Consider the following 19044-nt stretch of genomic DNA (forward strand, 5'->3'; position numbering starts at 1 on the left):
ACCCCGGTCCGCGAGGCCATGCAGCGCCTCGCCGTCGAGGGCGCCGTCGAGGTCGTGCCGAACCGCGGCTTCCGCGTCACCGAGCGGACCCCGCGCGAACTCGCCGAACTCGCCGAGGTCCGCGCGCTCATCGAGGTCCCCGTCATGCTGCGGCTCGCCCGCACGGTCCCGGCCGCCCGCTGGAGCGAGCTCCGCCCGCTCGCCGAGGCGACCTCGAACGCCGCGGCCCGGGGCGACCGCGCCCACTACGCCGAGGCCGACCGGGCCTTCCACCGGGCCGTCCTCTCCCTCGCGGGGAACGAGCAGCTGCTCGCCGTCGCCGACGACCTCCACCGCCGTTCCCAGTGGCCCCTGATCAGCGCGCCGGTCGTCCGCCACGGTGTGCTCGTCGCCGACGCCGCCGAGCACACGGCCCTGCTCGACGCCCTGATCGCCCAGGACCTCCCGGTCGTCGAATCCCTCGTACGCGAACACTTCACCGGCTCGAACGCCTGAGCCCAGCGGCCCGCTAAGGTTGATGATCATGTCAACCGGCAATGCCACAGGGGGAATCAGGATGAGGACCGGCGTACGGGGGATCGCCGTCGCGGCGGCGATGGTGGTCGCACTCACGGGATGCGGAGACGGTGAGGGAACCGAGGCGGTCACGGGGAACGACGCGGTCCCGGGAATCGCCGAGGGCAAGCAGAAGGTGCCGCCGGTCACGCTGGACGAGGCCGGGATGATCAAGGCGCTGCCGCTGTCGTCCGAGCTCACCCACGGCACGTACGGCGCCGGTGATCCCGTGCTCGTGCAGGGGGCGGAGACCGCGAAGGCCTGCCTCGACACGCTGGAGGTGGAATGCCCCGGCGTGAAGACCGCCAGCAAGAAGGACCTGGCCCTGGTCGGCTCCAGCTCGGACACGGGGGCCACCTTCGCCCTCTTCACCTTCGGCACGGAGGAGGAGGCCGCCGCCGTACTGAGGACGCTGGAGAAGCACAAGAAGGAGTTCGACGGCCCGTCCGGCCGGTACACGCCGGTGAAGGTCGAGAGCGGTGGGGCCGACGAGTGGTTCGCCATCGAGAGGAAGGACTTCGTCGGCGTCTACATGCGCATCGGCACCGTGCTGTCCTACGTGATAACCGACGACTTCGGACGTGAGGGCGCGGAGGGCGCCGCCCAGCTCCAGGTCGGCCGGCTCAAGGTCGTCGCGGGCGGCGGCGACCCCGACGCCTGACCGTCCCGAGAAGCCCGCGGAAGCTCCCGGGAGACCGTCCCCGCGACAGGGCGGTCCCCGGGGGCCCGCGCCCACTAAGGTCATGGGCGACAGCCGCCCGTACCGCGTCGCCCGTGAGGTGCCCCATGCCGTCCGCGACCCCGTCCCCGGCGGACGGAGGCCGACCCGTCACCGGTACGGAGACCGAGGCCACCGCCCTGCTCGGCTGGCTCACCGATCCCGAGGCGCCCCGGCTCTGCCTCGTCACCGGAGCCCCCGGCAGCGGCAAGACGGCTCTGCTCGGATGGTTCGCCAAACACGGCCCGCGGGCCGGCCGGCCGCGCCGCCGCACGGCCCGGGTGCTCGTCCCGCTGGCCGGACAGAGCGCCCTCGGCGCGACCTGGACGATCGCCGACCGCCTCGGCGTGGTGGCCCGGTCGCCCGGCGACCTCGTGCACGCCCTCGCCACCAGCGAGGCCCGGCCCGCCGGCCGCGCCGTCCTCCTCCTCACCGATCTGCACGCCGCCGCCGAACCGGCCGCGCTCACCGATCTCATCGCCGAGCTCGCGGGCGTCGGCCGGGTCCGTCTCGTGGTCGAGGCCCGCAGCGGCACCCCGGCCCCCGCCGCCCTGCGCACCGACCGGCGGGTCGCCGTCGTGGACCTGGACGGCGACGCCGGCACCCCCGGCCCCGGCGCCCCCGAGCGGGCCCGGCCGCTGCCGGACCTGTCCGACCCGGTGGCCGTCTGCACGGCCGACCCGCTGCTCGTGACCACGGCGTACGTCACGGGGGCGGCCGCCGCCGGACTCCCGGGCACGCTCGACGGCCCCGAGGTGCCCGCCCGCCCCGGTGAGAACGCCGCCGAGGACCACGGCGGGCTACGGGCCGCCTGGATGCGGGCCGGTCAGTCCCTCTGTCGCGAACAGACGCCCGCGGAAAGGGCGTTGGTGCTGCTCTCCGCTCTCGGCGACGGCGCCGACCCCCGGCTGCGTCCCGCGCTCGCCGAGCTCGCCGAGGGCTCGCCCTGGCGGCTCCGCTGGGCCCGGCACCGCGGCGATCTGACCCCGCCCTGGCCGGGTCCCGTCACCGTCCTCGGCGCGGCGGGCGGGCCGTTGGAGGGGACGCTGCTCGTCGGCGACCGCACCGGCGCCGTACGGCTGCTGCACGAGGCCGATGCGAGCCCGGCGGGACGTCTGGCCCACACCGTGCCCGGCCGGGTCACCGCGCTCGCGCCCGCGCCCGACGGCACCGTGCTGCTCCTGGACGACCGCGGCCGGCTGCACACCGTACGCGGGACGACGCCGCGGGCCCCGTATCTGGAGCGCCTCACGGCGGCCGTCTCGACGACCCTGGCCCGTCACCCGGGAACGGCCCTCGCCGCGATCGCCGGTTCGGTCGTGGTGGGGGACCGGCTCGGCTCGGTGCACGCCTTCGGTCTGCGGGGCCTGCACCAGGCCGCCTCGCACAGCGGCCGGGTCACGGCGGTCGCGGCGGTGGACTCCGAGACCCCGTTCGTCTGCTCCGGCGGCGTCGACGGGACCGTCCGGCTCTGGACCCCGGGCCGCGACCCGCGCCCCGAACCCCTCGCCGAACGGCCCTCGCCGGTGGTCTCCCTGCATGCGACGGAGACCCCGGACGGTCCGCTGATCGCCGCCGCCTGGGGTGACGGACTCGTCGAGCTCCACCGCCCGGAGGGCGGCCCGACGCTCTCGTTCCGCCCGGGCCCCCCGGTCCGCGCGGTCGCCGTCACCGGCGCCGGCTCCCTGCTCATCGGCACCGACGAGAGCCTGGTGTGTCTCGCGCCGAAGCGCACGATCTCCTGAAGGGCTGTCACCAACCCCTCCCTCAGGGTGACTTCAGGTGGCCGGCTGCGGCGTCAGCTGACTCGCGAGCCAGGTCGGCACGCCACCCAGGAGGCGGAAGAGACGGCGGGCCTCGGCGCGCAGCCGCCCCGCCTCCGGTTCCGTCTCGGTGGTGGCGAGGGCGGTGAGGGCCGGGGCGGTACCGACCAGATAGCCCAACTCCTCCCGGATGCGCAGCGATTCGGCGAAGCCGTGCCGGGCCTCCGCCAACTCTCCCTCGCGCAGGGCTAGTCCGGCGAGGTGCCGCCAAGTGGAGGACAGCAGAAGGGAGTCGCCCTGTGCCGTGGCCCCGGCATGCGCCCTGCGGTACGCGGCGCGGGCCGCCTGCGGGGAGTCGCCGAGGTTCTGTGCGATGAGCCCGCGCCGCAGGTCGAGCAGCGGTCTGCCCTCGGCTGACGGGGCGATCAGGGCGGCCGCCCGGCCCAGTGCCATCCGTGCCTCGTCGGCCCGGTCGCGTACCCCCAGAAGTGTCGACGCGTAGGCCAGATAACCGCGTTCGCAGGCGGCGGCCCCGCGTTCCTCGTCGGTGCCGGCCACCGCCTCGGCCGCCCGGAGCGCCTCCTCCGCGTCGGCCCAGCCCTGTTCCGTGTAGAGGCAGCGCTCGATCAGCAGCGCGGCCCGTTCGAGTGCGGCGGCCGGTTCGGTCGCGTGGGGCGCGAGCAGCGCGGCCGCGTCCGTCCAGCAACCCCGGGAGCGGAGCCGCCATATGGCGGTCTCCACGGGAGTCTCCTTGCCGTAGGCGAGGGACGGATCTTCGCCGCCCCTTGATTCGGAACCAGACATGGCGGTATCCGCCACATTGCCCTCCCCGAGCGCGCCATTGAGCTGTTGAGTGAGACCCGCATCTCAGCACGAAGGGGAGTACCTGGCCAAGGGGTCAGGTGAAAGAATTCACAAGAGTCCGGCGGATCGGTGTACCGCTGTCCGGACCGTGGCCGAAACGGCGTCGGACGGCCGCCGGGCCCGTGATCAGGCTTCGGAGGGGCCCGCCGGCCGTCCCGGCCGGCAGGCCCCCACCGGCCCGGACGTCACTCCGTCGGACTCGCCCGAAGGGGTGAATCCGCGCCGGACCCCCGGGTCATCCGATCAGCTCATCCGAAGGGCGAGGAAGAAGTCGAGCTTGTCCTCGAGACGGGACAGATCACGGCCCGTGAGCTGCTCGATCCGGCCCACCCGGTACCGGAGCGTGTTCACGTGCAGGTGGAGCCGGGTCGCGCAGCGTGTCCAGGAGCCGTCGCAGTCCAGGAAGGCCTCAAGCGTCGGGATCAGCTCCGCGCGGTGCCGGCGGTCGTAGTCGCGCAGCGGGTCGAGCAGCCGGGCCGTGAACGCGCGCCGGACGTCGTCCGGGACGAACGGCAGCAGCAGCACGTGCGAGGCCAGCTCGTGGTGGCCCGCGGCGCAGACCCGGCCCGGACGGGCCGCGGCGACCCGACGGGCGTGCCGGGCCTCCTCCAGGGCCCCGCGCAGCCCCTCCGCCGAGTGCACGGCGGCGCTGACACCGAGGGTGAGCCGCCCGTCGTCGGCCAGGCCGGCCGACAGCGGAGCGCGTACGGAGGCGAGCAGCGCGTCCGCGTGCAGGCCCAGCGCGGTGGCCGGACCCTCGTCCTCGCTGTCCGGCAGCGGACCCGCGGCCAGCGGGACCAGCGCGATGGCCTCGTCGCCGCTGTGCGCCACGGCGATCCGGTCGGCGGACTCGGCGCCCACGGTCGCCGGGTCGACGAGGATCTCCTCCAGGAGAGCCTGGGCGACCGGACCGGCGTCCACGGCGGGGCTCTGACCGGCCTCCTGTTCCCACTCGACCCTGGCGACGACCACCTGCCAGTGCGGGGCCGTGCCGAGCCCGGGCAGCAGCACCGGGGCGGCCACCCGCAGCCTGGCCGCGATCTCGGCGGGCGCGGCGCCCGTCTGCACCAGCTCCAGGACCTCCTGGGCGAGCCGGCGGCGTACCGTACGGGCCGCGTCGCGCCGGTCCCGTTCGACGGCGATCAGCTGGGTGACGCCCTGGAGCAGGTCCAGGCGGGCGGCCGGCCACTCCCCGGCGTCCGCCTCGACGGCGAGCAGCCAGTCCGAGAGGACGGTCTCGCGCACATCGCGGGAGGCGGGGGCGGCGCCCCGGCCGGTGTTGCGGATCGGGAAGAGGGAGTACGCCGTTCCGCCCGTGCTCAGCCGGTGCGGGCCGCGCCGTCCGGTCCGGGTGGCGGCCAGGTGCTCACCGGCGAGGGTGGCGGCGAGCGAGGCCGGGAGGGGCTCGCCCGCGCCCGCGATCTGGCGGCCGGTGGGGGAGAGGACCCAGGCCCGCAGGTCCAGGTCGGAGCCCAGCAGGTCGAGGACCACCTCGGGGCCGCCGCCCGCCGGTCCGGAGGTCATGAGCCGCCGGTGCCGGTCGACGACGGCCGCCAGGTCACCCGCCCGCTCGCCGGAGACCTGTCGAACAACATGTTCGGTGATCGTCGCGAACGCAACGGTCTCGTTCACCGCGAAAAGCGGCAGCCGATGGCGTGAACACGCCTCTACGAGATCGTCGGGGATGTCGCCCAGCTCCGCCTCGCCCGCCGCGAGGGCGGCGACGCCGGCCGAGGCCAGGATCCGGACGAAGGGCTCGGCGTCGGCCGGCTCCCGCAGCCAGGCGAGGCCGGTCAGCACCAGCTCGCCGCCGGACAGGTACCGGCTGGGGTCCTTGAGATCCGTCGTCATCACGCCGCGGACGGTGCGGTCGAGCTCGTCCTCGCCGCCGAGCAGGCGCAGCCCGAGCGCGTCGTTCTCCAGCAGTGCGCGCAGCCGCATCGTGTCGCCGCCGTTCCTTCGTCAGTGGGTGGTGGGGTTGTCGCGTAGTCGACGGTGGCGTGGGGCCACCGTTTCCAGGGGAAAACAGCGAGGTGACAGTTCCCCGCCTTTCGTTCGAATCTACAAGACGACGATGGGACCCAGCCAACTCCTTCATGTTTTCGGTGACTGCACCCGGGCGATCGTGGGCTTGTGTACTAGGCCACACACCGCGTGAACAGCACATGAACGTGAAGTCGAGGACCGGCCGTCCCCCCGGAACCCTGCGCACGACCCCCGATCACCAGAATCACTAGAAGAGAGCCACCATGGACTTCCTTCGCCCCGCCAGCTGGGAGGAGGCGCTCGCCGCCAAGGCAGAGCACCCCACGGCCGTGCCCCTTTCGGGTGGCACGGACGTCATGGTCGAGATCAATTTCGACCACCGGCGGCCCGAGTACCTCCTGGACCTGAACCGCATCGAGCTGCTGCGTGAGTGGGAGGTCGGCGAGGAGAACGTCCGCCTCGGCGCCGCCGTTCCGTACACCCAGATCATGGAGAACCTGCGGGCCGAGCTGCCCGGCCTGGCGCTCGCGTCGCACACGGTCGCCTCGCCGCAGATCCGCAACCGCGGCGGCGTCGGGGGCAACCTCGGCACCGCCTCGCCCGCCGGCGACGCCCACCCGGCCCTGCTCGCCGCGGGCGCCGAGGTCGAGGTCGAGTCGGTGCGCGGCAGCCGGTTCATCCCGATCGACGAGTTCTACACGGGCGTGAAGCGCAACGCGCTGCAGCCCGACGAGCTCATCAAGACCGTCCACATCAAGAAGGCGGACGGCCCCCAGCAGTACTCCAAGGTCGGCACCCGCAACGCGATGGTCATCGCCGTCTGCGCCTTCGGCCTGGCCCTGCACCCGGAGACCCGGACCGTGCGTACCGGCATCGGCTCCGCCGCGCCGACCCCGATCCGCGCCAAGGAGGCCGAGGCCTTCCTGAACGCTGCTCTTGAAGAGGGCGGCTTCTGGGACAACGGCAAGATCATCACCCCGTCGATCGCGAAGCAGTTCGCCGACCTCTGCTCGGGCGCCGCCAACCCGATCGACGATGTCCGAGGCACCGCCAAGTATCGCCGCCACGCCGTCGGCATCATGGCCCGCCGCCAGCTCGGCTGGACCTGGGAGCAGTACCGCGGCAGCGGTCGCACGCTTGAGGGAGCTGCATAACCATGCGCGTCAATTTCACGGTCAACGGACGTCCGCAGGAAGCCGACGACGTCTGGGAGGGCGAGTCCCTCCTCTACGTCCTGCGTGAGCGGATGGGCCTGCCCGGCTCCAAGAACGCCTGCGAGCAGGGCGAATGCGGTTCCTGCACGGTCCGCCTCGACGGAGTGCCGGTCTGTTCCTGTCTCGTCGCGGCCGGACAGGTCGAGGGCCGCGAGGTCGTCACCGTCGAAGGTCTCGCCGAGTTCGCCAAGGAGCGCTCCGAGCACGCCGGTTGCGCCTCCGGCGCCTGCGGCACCTCGCTCGACGCCGCCAAGAAGTGGGAAGCCAAGCCCGGTCAGGACTCGCAGACCGGCGAGGGCGTCGAACTGTCCCCGATCCAGCAGGCGTTCATCGACGCCGGCGCCGTCCAGTGCGGCTTCTGCACCCCCGGTCTGCTGGTCGCGGCCGACGAGATGCTGGAGCGCAACCCGTCCCCGACGGACGCGGACATCCGCGAGGCGCTCTCCGGCAACCTCTGCCGCTGCACGGGTTACGAGAAGATCCTCGACGCGGTCCGCCTCGCGGCCGCTCGCCAGGAGCGTCAGGGAGAGGCGGTCTGACGATGGCTCAGAACACACGCACCGTTCCGGTGGGCACGCCCACCGACGTCACGCAGAACCACGTCAAGGGCGGCATCGGCGAGTCCACGCTCCGCCCGGACGGCACCCTCAAGGTCACCGGCGAGTTCGCGTACTCCTCGGACATGTGGCACGAGGACATGCTGTGGGGTCAGATCCTGCGCTCCACCGTGGCGCACGCCGAGATCGTGTCCATCGACACCTCCGAGGCCCTCACGATGGACGGCGTCTACGCCGTCCTGACCCACGAGGACCTGCCCGCCGCGAAGAACTACGGCATGGAGTTCCAGGACACCCCGGTCCTCGCCTACGGCAAGGTCCGTCACCACGGTGAGCCGGTCGCCCTCGTGGCCGCCGACCACCCGGAGACCGCCCGCCGCGCCGCCGCGAAGATCAGGATCGAGTACCGGGAGCTCCCGGTCATCACGGACGAGGCCTCGGCCACCGCTCCGGACGCGATCCTGGTCCACGAGAACCGCGACGACCACCACTCCGGTCACGTCCCGCACCCGAACATCGTGCACCGCCAGCCGATCATCCGCGGCAACGCGGCCGAGGCCGCCAAGCGGGCCGACGTCATCGTCACCGGCGAGTACACCTTCGGCATGCAGGACCAGGCCTTCCTCGGCCCGGAGTCCGGCCTCGCCGTGCCGGCCGAGGACGGCGGCGTCGACCTGTACGTCGCCACCCAGTGGCTGCACTCGGACCTCAAGCAGATCGCCCCCTGCCTCGGCCTGCCCGAGGAGAAGGTCCGCATGACGATGGCCGGCGTCGGCGGCGCGTTCGGCGGCCGCGAGGACATCTCCATGCAGATCCTCGCGTCCATCCTCGCGCTGCGCACCGGCAAGCCCGTCAAGATGGTCTACAACCGGTACGAGTCCTTCTTCGGGCACGTCCACCGGCACCCGGCGAAGCTCTGGTACGAGCACGGCGCCACCAAGGACGGCAAGCTCACGCACATGAAGTGCAAGATCGTGCTCGACGGCGGCGCCTACGCCTCGTCCACGGCATCGGTCGTCGGCAACGCCTCGTCCCTCTCGGTCGGCCCGTACGTCATCGAGGACGTCGAGATCGAGGCGATCGGCCTCTACACCAACAACCCGCCCTGCGGCGCGATGCGCGGCTTCGGCGCGGTCCAGGCCTGCTTCGCCTACGAGGCCCAGATGGACAAGCTCGCGGCGAAGCTGGGCATGGACCCGGTGGAACTGCGCCAGCTCAACGCCATGGAGCAGGGCACGATCATGCCGACCGGCCAGGTCGTGGACTCGCCGGCCCCGGTCGCCGAGCTGCTGCGCCGGGTCAAGGCCCGTCCCATGCCGCCGGAGCGCCAGTGGGAGACCGCCGGCGAGGGCGCGGACGTCCGCGCGCTGCCGGGCGGCCTGTCCAACACCACGCACGGCGAGAGCGTCGTGCGGGGCGTCGGCTACGCCGTCGGCATCAAGAACGTCGGATTCTCCGAGGGCTTCGACGACTACTCGACCGCCAAGATCCGCATGGAGGTCATCAACGGCGAGGCCGTCGCCACGGTCCACACCGCGATGGCGGAGGTCGGCCAGGGCGGTGTCACCATCCACGCGCAGATCGCCCGCACCGAGCTCGGCGTCCAGCAGGTCACCATCCACCCCGCCGACACCCAGGTGGGCTCGGCGGGTTCGACCTCGGCGGGCCGTCAGACGTACATGACCGGCGGCGCCATCAAGAACTCCTGCGAGATCGTCCGCGAGAAGGTCCTGGAGATCGGCCGGCGCAAGTTCGGCTCGTACCACCCGGCCTGGGCCAACGCCGAACTCCTCCTGGAGGGCGGCAAGGTCGTCACCGACGGCGGCGAGGCGCTCGCCTCCATCGCGGACGTCCTCGGCGACCAGTCGGTGGAGGTCGAGGAGGAGTGGCGGCACCGCCCCACCCAGGCCTTCGACCTCGTCACCGGCCAGGGCGACGGTCACGTCCAGTACGCCTTCGCCGCGCACCGCGCGGTGGTGGAGGTCGACACCGAGCTGGGCCTGGTCAAGGTCATCGAACTGGCCTGCGCCCAGGACGTCGGCAAGGCGGTCAACCCGCTCTCCGTCGTCGGTCAGATCCAGGGTGGCACCACCCAGGGCCTGGGCGTCGCGGTGATGGAGGAGATCATCGTCGACCCGAAGACCGCGAAGGTGCGCAACCCCTCCTTCACGGACTACCTGATCCCGACCATCCTCGACACGCCGACCATCCCGGTCGACTACCTCGAGCTGGCCGACCCCAACGCGCCGTACGGCGTGCGGGGCATCGGCGAGGCCCCGACCCTGTCGTCCACCCCGGCCGTCCTCGCGGCGATCCGGGCCGCGACGGGCCTGGAGCTCAACAAGACGCCGGTCCGCCCCGAGGCGCTCACCGGCACCCTCTAGGACTCTCCGGGCGGTACGTGCCTCCCAGGGAACGTCACACCTCCCCAGCCGTACCGCCCGGAGTAACCCCCAGCAGTACCCGCAGCACCAGCAGCACCCCGTGGTAACCGCAGTACCAGCTACATCGGCTGCATCAGCAGTCCCTGCAGTCCCTGCAGTACCGATTCACTCCGTTCGTCTCGGGCCGTCCCCCGGGTCGTGCGGCCCACGCAGCATCCCAAATCCCGCAACTTCAGCAGATCAGAAGTCCTTCGAGGTCTGACGCGGGTGCCCCTTTGAACCTTGGGAGTAGGCCCCATGACCCAGTCGTCTGTGGAGCCCAAGACCGCTTCGGAGGACGCGGGCTCCGGCTCGAACGTCCCCGCCGGCCGCTCTTGGCTCGACCGGTACTTTCACATCTCGGAGAGAGGATCCACCGTCGCGACGGAGATCCGCGGCGGCGTCACCACCTTCATGGCGATGGCGTACATTCTCCTGCTCAACCCCCTGATCCTCGGCGGCAAGGATGTCGACGGCAACGTCCTCAGCCAGCCCGCCCTCATCACCGCGACCGCGCTCGCCGCCGCCGCGACCACCCTGCTGATGGGCTTCTGGGGCAAGGTCCCGCTCGCCCTCGCGGCCGGTCTCAGCGTCTCCGGCGTGCTGTCCTCGCAGGTCATCGCCGTCATGACCTGGCCGCAGGCCATGGCCATGTGTGTGGCCTACGGTGTGGTGATCTGTCTCCTGGTGGTCACCGGCCTCCGTGAGATGATCATGAACGCGATCCCGCTGGCGATCAAGCACGCGATCACCATCGGCATCGGCCTCTTCATCGCACTGATCGGCTTCGTCAAGGCGGGCTTCGTCCACGAGAACCCCTCTCCCGGCGGCGGCCCGGTCGTCCTCGGCCCGGCCGGCGAGCTGGCCGGCTGGCCGGTTCTCATCTTCGCCTTCACGCTGCTGCTGATCTTCGCGCTCCAGGCCCGCAACGTGCCCGGCGCCATCCTGATCGGCATCGTGGCGGGCACGGTCATCGCCGCCATCGTCAACGCCGTCGGCGACCTGCCGGCCAAGGCCTGGTTCTCCGGCCCGCCGGAGCTCAACGGCAGCGCGGTCTCCACGCCGGACTTCTCGCTCATCGGCGAGGTCTCCTTCAGCGGCTGGGGCGACGTCGGCTACATCACGATCACCATGATCATCTTCACCCTGGTGCTCGCCGGCTTCTTCGACGCCATGGCCACGATCATCGGCGTCGGCTCCGAGGCCAAGCTCGCCGACTCCCAGGGCCGGATGCCCGGCCTCTCCAAGGCGCTGTTCATCGACGGCGCGGGCGGTGTCATCGGCGGCGGCGTCGGCGGCTCCGGCCAGACCGTCTTCGTCGAGTCGGCCACCGGCGTCGGCGAGGGCGCCCGCACGGGTCTGTCCTCCGTCGTCACCGGCGCGTTCTTCGCGGCCTGCCTCTTCTTCACCCCGATCACCGCGATCGTGCCGGCCGAGGTGGCCTCCGCGGCCCTGGTCGTCATCGGCGCGATGATGATGCAGAACGCCAAGCACGTCGACTGGAGCGACCGCTCCGTCGCGATCCCGGTGTTCCTCACCGTGGTCCTGATGCCGTTCACGTACACCATCACCACGGGTGTCGCGGCCGGCGTCATCTCCTACACCGTCATCAAGACGGCGCAGGGCAAGGCACGCGAAGTGGGCGCCTTCATGTGGGGCCTGACCGCGATCTTCATCGTGTTCTTCGCGATCCACCCGATCGAGAGCTGGCTGGGCGTCAGCTGACGCCCGTACCGTCACCCTCCACACACATATCGAGGAGTTCGAGATGCTGGACATCGCCGAAGAGCTGCACCGGTGGGTCGAGCAGGGACGCGAGTTCGCCGTCGCCACCGTCGTGGCGGTCGGCGGGAGCGCGCCCCGGCAGCCGGGCGCCGCGCTCGCCGTCGACAGCGACGGCACGGCGATCGGCTCGGTCTCCGGCGGGTGTGTGGAGGGCGCGGTGTACGACCTGTGCCAGCAGGCCCTCGAAGACGGGAAGACCGTCGTCGAGCGCTTCGGCTACAGCGACGAGGACGCCTTCGCGGTCGGTCTGACCTGCGGCGGCATCATCGACATCCTCGTCACCCCGGTCCGCGGCGGGGTCTACCCCGCCGCGCTGGCCGCCGCCGCCACGGGGGAGGCGGCGGCCCTGGCCCGGATCGTCTCCGGCCCCGAGGACCTGATGGGCCGGGCACTCCTGGTCCGCCCCGACGGCTCGTACGAGGGGAAGCTCGGCGGCCACCCGGAGCTGGACCGCACGACGGCGGGCGAGGCCCGAGCGATGCTCGACGCGGGCCGCACCGGCACGGTGGAGATCGGCGAGGACGGCAGCCGCTGCGGACAGCCGCTGACCCTCCTGGTCGAGGCCTCGGTCCCGGCCCCGCGCATGATCGTCTTCGGTGCCATCGACTTCGCGGCCGCTCTGGTCAGGGTCGGAAAGTTCCTCGGCTACCGCGTCACCGTGTGCGACGCGCGGCCCGTCTTCGCGACGCCGGCCCGCTTCCCCGAGGCCGACGAGATCGTCGTCGAGTGGCCCCACCGCTACCTGGAGTCCACGGAGGTGGACGGCCGAACGGTGCTCTGCGTCCTGACCCACGACGCCAAGTTCGACGTGCCGCTGCTCCAGGCCGCCCTCAGGCTTCCCGTCGCCTATATCGGCGCGATGGGCTCCCGCCGCACCCACGAGGACCGCAACAAGCGCCTCCGCGAGGTCGGCGTCACCGAACTCGAACTCGCCCGCCTGCGCTCCCCGATCGGCCTCGACCTCGGCGCCCGTACGCCGGAGGAGACGGCCCTGTCGATCGGCGCGGAGATCGTCGCCAACCGCCGGGGCGGCACGGGCCTCTCCCTCACGGGCGCCCACACCCCGATCCACCACGACGGCCCCCGCGAGCCGACCGGACGCATAGGCTCCGTGGCCTAGGGGGTGGCTTGCCGGCCGGGCCGGGCGTCCGGGCCGGCCCAATCGGTCCTCCACGGGGGCGCACGCTCAGTGCGCCCCTCGTTCCCGTACGGTCGACGCCCAGGCCGGCTGCTCCTCCGCGGTCTCCGTCTCGGCCCGACGGCCGCCCCGGCCGAAGAAGTCCGCGAGCGGCAGGATCGCCGCGCCGACCGTCACCGCGTCGGGGCCGAGGGTGCCCATGTCGATGACGACCCGGGCCGCGGGGTAGGTGAGCGCGTATGCGCTCGCGTACCCCTTGACCGTCTCCAGGAAGCGGGTGCCGAGCTGGAGGCCGGCCCAGCCGCCGACCAGGATGCGTTCGGGCTGGAAGAGGTTGATGAGGTCGGCGAATCCGGCGCCCAGGTACTCGGCGGTCTCGGCCAGGACGGCGACCGCGGTGGCGTCGGGCTCCGTGTTGGGCTCCGCCGGGTACGCCGCCGCCAGCATCGCCGTCAGCGCCGTCTCCTCGTCCGCGCCCGCCGGCGGCTCCCCGCCCGCCTCCCGCCACCGCTCCAGGAGGGCTTCGGCTCCGGCGTACGCCTCCAGGCAGCCCTGGGCTCCGCAGCGGCAGCGGCGCCCCCGGACCCGTACCGTCAGATGACCCCACTCGACCGCCCGGCCCGGCCCCATCGGGTCCGTGACCACACACGCGCCGACACCCGAGCCGAACAGGACCACCACCGCGCTGCGCGCGCCCCGCCCGGCGCCGAACCACATCTCGGCCTGGCCGAGGGTCTTGGCACCGTTGTCGATCCAGTACGGGACGGACTCGGGCAGGTCGACGGCGGCGCGCAGGAGACGCTCGAAGGGGACCGCGTCCCAGCCGACGGTCTGGCCGTGCACGACCGCACCGTCCTCGGCGGTACGGGCGACGATACCGGGCACGCCGACGCCGACACCGATGAGGCGGTCGGCGGGTACGTCCGCGATGCGCAGCACCTCGGCGATGCCCTCGCGGAGGTGGTCGACGACGAGATCGACGTCGTAGCGGGCCGTGCGGGGCCCGGAGCAGGCCAACGGGCGTTCGGTGCGGGCGAGTTCGGTGAGGGTGAGGTCGAACAGCTCGATCCTGACCCGGGTTTCGCCGATGTCGACGCCGATCATGAAGCCGCTGGCGGGAGTGATCCTGACGAGGGTACGGGGGCGCCCGCCGGCCGAGTCGACGCTGCCCGCCTCCTCGACGAGGCCGTCCGCGACGAGTTCGGCGACGACGTTGCTGACGGAGCCCGAGCTGAGTCCGGTCGCCGGGCCGAGCATGAGGCGGCTCATCGGCCCGTCGAAGTACAGCCTGCGCAGAACGGCGGTGCGGTTCTCGCGCCGCAGGTCACGCACCGTGCGGCCAGTTCTCGCGTGCACTTTGGTCCCCGTCTCTGAAGTCGTTCGTTGCAACATACCCGCAGTCCAAGCCTTGACGCGACCTTCTCATGGGGTTTAACTCACATCCTAAATTAAGCCGGTGTTACGGCGGGGCCTCCAGCCGCCCACCACATCGGCGATCCCCTCGTCCCCGAAAGGGCCCAGGAGCCATGCGCAGAGTCAGAGCCGCTGTCACCGGTGTCGTCACCCTCTCCCTCGCCTTCACCGCCACCGCCTGTGGCGGGGGCGAGGGAAGCCAGTCGTCGCCGAAGACCCTCACCTACTGGGCCTCCAACCAGGGCGCCAGCCTGGAGATCGACAAGAAGGTCCTGCAGCCCGAGCTCGACCAGTTCGAGAAGGAGACCGGGATCAAGGTCAAGCTGGAGGTGATCCCGTGGTCCGACCTGCTCAACCGGATCCTCACCGCGACCACCTCCGGCCAGGGGCCCGACATCCTCAACATCGGCAACACCTGGAGCGCCTCGCTCCAGTCCACCGGCGCCCTCCTGCCCTGGGACGCGAAGAACCTGGAGGCCATCGGCGGCAAGGACCGCTTCGTCGACTCCGCGCTCGGCTCCACCGGCGCCCCGGGCCAGGACCCTGCCGCCGTCCCGCTCTACTCCATGGCCTACGCGCTCTACTACAACAAGCAGATGTTCAAGGACGCGGGCATAGCCAAGCCGCCGACCACCTGGGACGAGGTGATCGCGGCCGGCAAGAAGCTCAGCAAGGACGGCAAGGCGGGCATCGGGGTCGAGGGCTCCAACCTGTCCAACAACATCCACCAGGTCTTCGTCCTCGGCAAGCAGCACGGCGCCGACTTCTTCACCGCCGACGGCAAGCCCGACTTCACCTCCGACGGTGCCGTCGCCGCCGTCAAGCAGTACATCGACCTGATGGCCGTGCAGAAGATCGTCGCCCCCGGCAACGCCGAGTACGCCCAGAACCAGTCCCTCAGCGACTTCGCCAAGAACAAGACCGGCATGGTCCTGTGGCAGACCCCGTCGCAGACCTTCTCCTCGCAGGGCATGGGCCCGGACGAGTGGGGCGTGGCCCCCGCCCCGGTCCCGTCGGGCAAGCCCGGTCAGGGCGCCCAGACCAACTCGATGGTCGCCGGCATCAACCTGGCCGTCTTCAAGAACACCAAGAACCTCGACGGCGCGCTGAAGTTCGTGAAGTACATGACGAGCGACGAGGAGCAGATCGCCCTCAACAAGGCGTACGGCTCCGTCCCGCCGGTCAAGAGCGCCCAGAAGGACTCCGCCTTCGCCGACCCGTCGCTCACCGTCATCCGTGACACCCTCGCCACCAGCGCCGCGGCCCTGCCTCAGGTGCCCGAGGAGTCGCAGTTCGAGACGGTCGTGGGCACCGCGGTCAAGGAGCTGTTCGCCGACGCCGCCGCCGGCCGGCCGGTCACCACGGAGTCCGTGAAGGCCAAGCTCGAAAAGGCCCAGCAGCAGATGCCCAAGAAGTAGGCCGCCCCACCATGACCGAAACCGCCGTCGCTCACCCGACCGAGCCGGCGGTGCGCAAGGCCACACCCGGAGAGGCACGCGCACCACGCCGCTCCGGGCGTCGCCGCATCGCACTGCCCTATCTGCTGCTCCTGCCCGCCCTGCTCCTCGAACTCCTCGTCCACCTCGTGCCGATGCTCATGGGCATCGCCATGAGCTTCAAGGAGCTCACCCAGTTCTACATCCGGAACTGGGGCGACGCTCCGTGGTCGGGCCTGGACAACTACACCGTCGCGGTCGACTTCGACGCCCCCGTCGGACAGGCGCTCCTGAAGTCCTTTTTGACGACGTGTCTGTTCACCGTCCTCTCCGTGGGGCTGTGCTGGCTCCTCGGAACGGCCGCCGCGATCTTCCTCCAGGAGAACTTCCGGGGCCGCGGCTTCCTGCGGACCCTGTTCCTCGTCCCGTACGCGCTGCCCGTCTACGCCGCCGTCATCACCTGGGCGTTCATGTTCCAGCGGGACAACGGCCTCATCAACCACGTCCTGCACGACCAGCTCGGCATCGGCGACAGCCCCGCCTTCTGGCTCATCGGCGACAACGCCTTCTGGACCCTGCTCGTCGTCTCCGTCTGGAAGGGCTGGCCCTTCGCCTTCCTCACCGTCATGGCCGGACTGCAGAACATTCCCCGGGACATGTACGAGGCGGCGGCGCTCGACGGCGCCGGCGTCTGGAAGCAGATCCGGCACATCACCCTGCCGTCGCTGCGCTCCGTCAACCAGGTGCTCGTGCTCGTCCTGTTCCTCTGGACGTTCAACGACTTCAACACCCCCTTCGTGCTCTTCGGCAAGGCGGCCCCCGAATCCGCCGACCTGATCTCGCTCCACATCTACCAGTCGTCCTTCCAGACCTGGAACTTCGGCACCGGCTCGGCCATGTCCGTGCTGCTGCTGCTCTTCCTCCTCGTCGTCACAGGCGTCTACCTCCTGCTCACCAGCCGCGGAAGGAAGGCCTCCGATGTCTGAGCACGCATCCCGGCGCGCGGCTCCCCGCTCTCCCATGGCGGCGCCCCGCTCGTTCCTCTGGATCCGGCGGATCTTCCTCACCGTGCTCACCGCCTTCGTGGTGCTGCCGGTGTACGTCATGGTGTCCAGCTCCCTGAAGCCCCTGGAGGACGTCTCGGGGAAGTTCGAGTGGATCCCCTCCGGGCTCACGCTCCGTCCGTACGTCGACATCTGGGAGACCGTCCCGCTCGCCGACTACTTCGTGAACTCGATCGTCGTCGCGGGCGCGGCCACGGTGTTCTCGGTGGCGGTCGCGATCTTCGCCGCGTACGCCGTCAGCCGCTACACCTTCCGCGGCAAGCGGGTCTTCACCGTGACGGTGCTGTCCACGCAGATGTTCCCCGGCATCCTCTTCCTCCTGCCGCTCTTCCTCATCTACGTCAACATCGGCAACGCCACCGGCATCGCCCTCTTCGGCTCCCGGGAAGGCCTGATCCTCACCTATCTGACCTTCTCGCTGCCGTTCTCCATCTGGATGCTGACCGGCTACTTCGACTCGATCCCGCGCGAGCTCGACGAGGCCGCCAAGGTCGACGGCTGCGGACCGATCAGCGCGCTGTTCCGCGTCATCGTCCCGGCCGCGTCCCCCGGCATCATCGCCGTCGCCGTCTACGCCTTCATGACCGCGTGGGGCGAAGTCCTCTTCGCCTCCGTCATGACCAACGACACCACCCGCACCCTCGCCGTCGGTCTCCAGGGGTACGCCACCCAGAACGACGTGTACTGGAACCAGGTGATGGCCGCCTCCCTCGTGGTGAGCGTGCCCGTCGTCGTCGGCTTCCTGCTCCTCCAGCGCTATCTCGTCGCCGGCCTCACCGCAGGTGCGGTCAAGTGACCTCCCTCTCCACACTCATCACGAAGAGGTTCCCCGTGTCCGAATCCACCGACTCCCGCACCACGCTCGACCTGGAGGCCTTCCCGCCGGACTTCTCCTGGGGCACCGCGACCTCCGCCTACCAGATCGAGGGCGCCGTCGCCGAGGACGGCAGGGCTCCGTCCATCTGGGACACCTTCTCCCGCGTGCCCGGCGCGATCGACAACGGCGACCACGGCGACACGGCCTGCGACCACTACCACCGCTGGCCCGAGGACATCGCCCTGATGAAGGGCCTCGGCACCGACGCGTACCGGCTGTCCGTCGCCTGGCCGCGTGTCCTCCCCGGCGGCGACGGACCCGTCAACGCGGCCGGACTCGACTTCTACGACCGGCTCGTCGACGGTCTCCTCGACGCCGGCATCACGCCCTCCGTCACCCTCTACCACTGGGACCTGCCGCAGGCCCTCCAGGACCGGGTGACGGACAGCCGCGGGGGCTGGACCGAGCGGGCCACCGCCGAGCACCTCGCCGCCTACGCCTCCGTCGTCGCCGAACGCCTCGGCGACCGGGTCACCCAGTGGGCCACCCTCAACGAACCGCTCTGCTCCGGCTGGATCGGTCACCTGGAGGGGCGGATGGCCCCGGGCCTGACCGACCTCACCGCCGCCGTCCGCGCCTCGTACCACCTCCTCCTCGCCCACGGCCTCGCCACCCAGGCCATCCGCGCCGCCGCCCCCGGCGCCCAGGTCGGCCTGGTCACCAACCACTCGACCGTCGCACCCGCCTCCAGCCGGCCCGAGGACATCGCCGCCGCCGCCCGCGCGGACGGCCACACCAACCGCTGGTGGCTCGACCCGGTGTACGGCCGCGGTTTCCCCACCGACATGCGCGAGCTGTACGGAGTCGAACTGCCGGAGAAGCCCGGGGACCTGGAGACCATCGCCTCCCCGCTCGACTGGCACGGCCTCAACTACTACTTCCCGGTCACCGTCGCCGACGACCCGACGGGACCCGCCCCGTACGCCGCCGAGGTACGCCTCCCCGACGTCCCCCGCACCGGCATGGACTGGCAGATCGACGCCGGCGGCCTTGAGGCCTTCCTGCTGCGGCTCACCGAGGACTACGGCGTACGGAAGCTGTACGTCACCGAGAACGGCTCGGCCTTCCCCGACGCCGTCGGCCCCGACGGAGCGGTCCACGACCCCGAGCGCACCCGCTACCTGGAGCAGCACCTCGCGGCCTGCGCGAGCGCCCTGCGCAAGGGCGCCCCGCTCGCCGGGTACTACGCCTGGTCCCTCCTGGACAACTTCGAATGGGCCTACGGCTACGACAAGCGCTTCGGTCTCGTCC

Annotated in this window: 15 protein-coding genes; 12 read left to right on the forward strand and 3 right to left on the reverse strand. The window is 71.4% G+C overall.

Annotated elements, in window-relative coordinates:
- From AOK00_RS19155 to AOK00_RS19165, 3 genes are all read left to right on the forward strand, one after another.
- Window positions 1–495: GntR family transcriptional regulator (locus AOK00_RS19155; RefSeq protein ID WP_159041798.1), on the forward strand; the 495-nt coding region annotated here is incomplete at its 5' end.
- 28 nt (window positions 496–523) lie between these two features.
- Complete coding sequence (locus tag AOK00_RS19160) at window positions 524–1216, forward strand: hypothetical protein (RefSeq protein ID WP_159041799.1); 693 nt, start codon at window positions 524–526, stop codon at window positions 1214–1216.
- A 125-nt stretch (window positions 1217–1341) separates the two neighbouring features.
- Entirely contained in the window at window positions 1342–3018 is a 1677-nt protein-coding gene (locus AOK00_RS19165; RefSeq protein ID WP_055601525.1) for a WD40 repeat domain-containing protein, read from the forward strand.
- 33 nt (window positions 3019–3051) lie between these two features.
- Here the strand turns inward: AOK00_RS19165 and AOK00_RS19170 are convergent, their stop codons facing one another.
- Both AOK00_RS19170 and AOK00_RS19175 read right to left on the reverse strand, forming a co-directional pair.
- Entirely contained in the window at window positions 3052–3840 is a 789-nt protein-coding gene (locus AOK00_RS19170; protein WP_030323114.1) for a hypothetical protein, read from the reverse strand.
- A 303-nt stretch (window positions 3841–4143) separates the two neighbouring features.
- Window positions 4144–5841, reverse strand: coding sequence for a PucR family transcriptional regulator (locus AOK00_RS19175; protein WP_055601526.1), 1698 nt, complete (start codon window positions 5839–5841; stop codon window positions 4144–4146).
- Window positions 5842–6149: 308 nt separating this feature from the next.
- Between AOK00_RS19175 and AOK00_RS19180 the strand changes: the two genes are divergently transcribed.
- The 5 genes from AOK00_RS19180 to AOK00_RS19200 all read left to right on the forward strand — a co-directional run bounded on the left by AOK00_RS19180 (window position 6150) and on the right by AOK00_RS19200 (window position 12985).
- Complete coding sequence (locus AOK00_RS19180; protein ID WP_055601527.1) at window positions 6150–7040, forward strand: FAD binding domain-containing protein; 891 nt, start codon at window positions 6150–6152, stop codon at window positions 7038–7040.
- A 2-nt stretch (window positions 7041–7042) separates the two neighbouring features.
- Window positions 7043–7639 (forward strand): (2Fe-2S)-binding protein, encoded by a 597-nt coding sequence (locus AOK00_RS19185; protein ID WP_055601528.1) that lies wholly within the window; start codon window positions 7043–7045, stop codon window positions 7637–7639.
- A 2-nt stretch (window positions 7640–7641) separates the two neighbouring features.
- Window positions 7642–10041: a xanthine dehydrogenase family protein molybdopterin-binding subunit gene (locus AOK00_RS19190; RefSeq protein ID WP_055601529.1), complete on the forward strand. Its 2400-nt coding sequence runs from the start codon at window positions 7642–7644 to the stop codon at window positions 10039–10041.
- 297 nt (window positions 10042–10338) lie between these two features.
- On the forward strand, window positions 10339–11805 hold the full coding sequence (locus AOK00_RS19195) for an NCS2 family permease (RefSeq protein ID WP_055601530.1): 1467 nt from the start codon (window positions 10339–10341) through the stop codon (window positions 11803–11805).
- 43 nt (window positions 11806–11848) lie between these two features.
- Window positions 11849–12985 (forward strand): XdhC family protein, encoded by a 1137-nt coding sequence (locus AOK00_RS19200; RefSeq protein WP_055601531.1) that lies wholly within the window; start codon window positions 11849–11851, stop codon window positions 12983–12985.
- Between the two features lie 66 nt (window positions 12986–13051).
- Here AOK00_RS19200 and AOK00_RS19205 read toward each other — a convergent pair whose 3' ends face one another.
- Window positions 13052–14359 carry an ROK family transcriptional regulator gene (locus AOK00_RS19205; protein WP_055601532.1) on the reverse strand — a complete coding sequence of 436 codons (1308 nt, stop codon included), beginning with the start codon at window positions 14357–14359 and terminating at the stop codon, window positions 13052–13054.
- A gap of 170 nt (window positions 14360–14529) precedes the next feature.
- On the opposite strand from AOK00_RS19205, the gene AOK00_RS19210 reads away from it, so the two are divergent.
- From AOK00_RS19210 to AOK00_RS19225, 4 genes are all read left to right on the forward strand, one after another.
- On the forward strand, window positions 14530–15834 hold the full coding sequence (locus AOK00_RS19210) for an extracellular solute-binding protein (protein ID WP_055601533.1): 1305 nt from the start codon (window positions 14530–14532) through the stop codon (window positions 15832–15834).
- 11 nt (window positions 15835–15845) lie between these two features.
- Window positions 15846–16838, forward strand: coding sequence for a carbohydrate ABC transporter permease (locus tag AOK00_RS19215; protein ID WP_055601534.1), 993 nt, complete (start codon window positions 15846–15848; stop codon window positions 16836–16838).
- Window positions 16839–16872: 34 nt separating this feature from the next.
- Window positions 16873–17712: a carbohydrate ABC transporter permease gene (locus AOK00_RS19220; protein ID WP_055601535.1), complete on the forward strand. Its 840-nt coding sequence runs from the start codon at window positions 16873–16875 to the stop codon at window positions 17710–17712.
- A gap of 35 nt (window positions 17713–17747) precedes the next feature.
- Window positions 17748–19044 (forward strand): GH1 family beta-glucosidase (locus tag AOK00_RS19225; RefSeq protein ID WP_107097426.1); only part of this gene is annotated, 1297 nt, incomplete at its 3' end.

It is taken from the genome of Streptomyces aureus, from assembly GCF_001418135.1.
Lineage (GTDB): Bacteria > Actinomycetota > Actinomycetes > Streptomycetales > Streptomycetaceae > Streptomyces > Streptomyces aureus_A.